Raw genomic sequence first — 2259 nt, forward strand, 5'->3', positions numbered from 1 at the left:
CACCGAACGGCTTCGGGGTTTGGCTGTTGGCTGTTCCGGGAACCTCCCCTTCTAAACCGCCGAGAAGCGCAGAAACCCGGGGCGCGAGCGCAGCGAGCCTCAAGCTCTGACTTCGCACCCCTTTGTTTGAACGGAGCGTAGCGAAGTGAGTTGGGTGCGGCCCCGGGTTTCGAGCATCGCAGGGGACCCGGCTATGCCGGGCGGTTTCGCAGGGGAGAGCTTTTTGCCTACTTTTTGGCGGCGCAAAAAGTAGGTCGGCCGCCGGGACGAAATCCCGGCTGGGCCTTCCCATAAAGACATCGCTACGAACAGCAATCAGGGCAACAAACTCAACCCCAGACTCCGCTCTGCAAACCACACAAAAGCCAACGCCGCAATCGCACTCGACCCACCCGGCACGATCAATCGCCGATAGGCCGCCTGCCCTCGCAGCAGCAGCGCCACCGGCAGCAGCACCGCCACCGCCGCCAGCTGCCCCAGTTCCACGCCGACGTTGAATCCCAGCAGCGGCATCACCAGCTCTGCGCCGCGCAGGCCCAGGTCCTTTAGCGGCCCGGCAAATCCCACGCCATGGACCAACCCGAAGAGCCCGACCATCGCCCAGCGCGGCCCCGGCACGAAGGGACGGATGTTGTCCAGCGCCGCCAGCAGCACGGTCAGCGCAATCAGCGACTCGACCCAGCGTGATGGTGGGTCGATGGCACCGCTGGCCGCCAGGCCCAGCGTGAGGGAGTGGGCCACGGTGAACGCAGTGACCAGCTTGAGCGTCTCGCCTAGCGCGCTGCGGCCGCTGGCACGCGGCGCCCACCCCTTGCCGTCACGCCGCCACACCGCGACGAGGATGAGCGTGGCGAGGAAGAGCAGGTGATCCAGCCCGCTGGCGATGTGGGCCATGCCCTCGATGACGAAGCTACCCAGGCCGGCGCCGCTCGCGCTCAGCGTTTGAGGGCCGGCACCGGGCACCAGCACCAGCGGCTCGCCCGCCGTGCCCACCAGCCGCGCCAGGCCGCGATGGCCGGCGTCGGTGGCGGCGAACAGGCGGTAGTCGATGGCCAGGGCCTGCACGGCCGCCGGGCAGTGCCAACGCGTGACGAGCACGGCATGCATGCCGTCGCTGTGCTCGTCGAGCTGAGGCGTGCCGGCGCCGGTCGGCTGGCAGGCGGCGCCGTCGGCAGTGAAGCGCGTGCCGTCGGACGCGAGGCGTTCAATGTCTCCCCAGCGCGTGCGCACCTCGCCCCAGCTCAGGTTGCCGTCGCCGTCGGCATCCAGCGCGAGATCGCGGTCGAGGTCGCGCAGCGCGATGTCCAGGCGTTGCTCGACGTCGGCGCCGTCCACGCGATAGCGCAGGTAGGCCTCGCTGGACTGGTGGGCCCAGGCGCTGGTGCAGAACAGCAGCAGTATCAGTGCACGGATCACGAGTTCAGGATTCGATCGAGGCGGCCATCTTGCCAGCCCAGCTCGCGCACGAAGCGAGCCAGCTCGCGGCGCGCAGGCTCGCCATCGCGGCCGGCTGCTTGCGCGGCGCGCAGCAGCAGCACGGCGTCGGCCGGCTCGCGCTGCATGGCCCAGTTGATCTGGGCGAAGCGCAGTGCCTCACGCGGCTGCTGGGCCACGTCCAGCGCAAAGCGGGCCTGCTCGCGGGCGTGCTTGCCGGGCTCGCGCCTGTCGGCGGCGGCCAAGCTGTCGCGCAGGCGGGCGGTCGGCGCGGCGGCATCACGTTTGAGGCGGTGCAGCGCGATGACATGGCGCAGCAGCAGCGCGTCGGCGTCGGAGCCTTGCGTCAGCGCCAGCGCCTCTGCATGTCGGCCCTGGTCCAGCAGCCAGTCGGCCAGCGCGGCGCGGGTGTAGACCTCGTCGGCACCCAAGAGCGCCTGACGGTAGAGGCCGAGCGCGGCGCCGTCGCCCATACGTTCGGCCAGCTCGGCGCGCATCAGCGCCAGCCAGGGCAGCACGGTGCGGCCGGGGCTCAGGTTCGCAAGCGCCTGGGCCGCAGCGGGGGCCTTGCCGGTCAGACTGTCCAGCTCGGCCAGGCACGCGCTAGCGGGTAGCGGCGCGAGCAGCTTCAGTTGCTCACACAGCGCGCGCGCCTGCGGCAGCTCGGCGCGCAGCTGGTGAATGGCGGCAGTGTCGAGCAGGGTCTGAGCGCGCAGTTCGGGGCTCAGGTCATCGCGCGCCAGCAGGCTGCGCAGCTGGGCCAGCCCGCCATCGAAGTCATGCCGCGCCTGCAGCACGCGGGCGCGCAGCAGCACGGCGTCTGCC

The 2259-nt window shown here is 70.6% G+C and carries 1 protein-coding gene and 1 pseudogene; both read right to left on the reverse strand.

Annotation, left to right across the window (positions count from 1 at the left end):
• Nucleotides 1–315 precede the first annotated feature (315 nt).
• Nucleotides 316–1416 (reverse strand): HupE/UreJ family protein, encoded by a 1101-nt coding sequence (locus ACXRVZ_RS27535; protein WP_458233121.1) that lies wholly within the window; start codon nucleotides 1414–1416, stop codon nucleotides 316–318.
• Nucleotides 1413–2259 (reverse strand): annotated as a pseudogene (locus tag ACXRVZ_RS27540) (hypothetical protein); the annotation flags it as partial. The gene ACXRVZ_RS27535 and the pseudogene ACXRVZ_RS27540, both read right to left, overlap by 4 nt.

This window comes from Roseateles sp. P5_E8, from assembly GCF_054177665.1.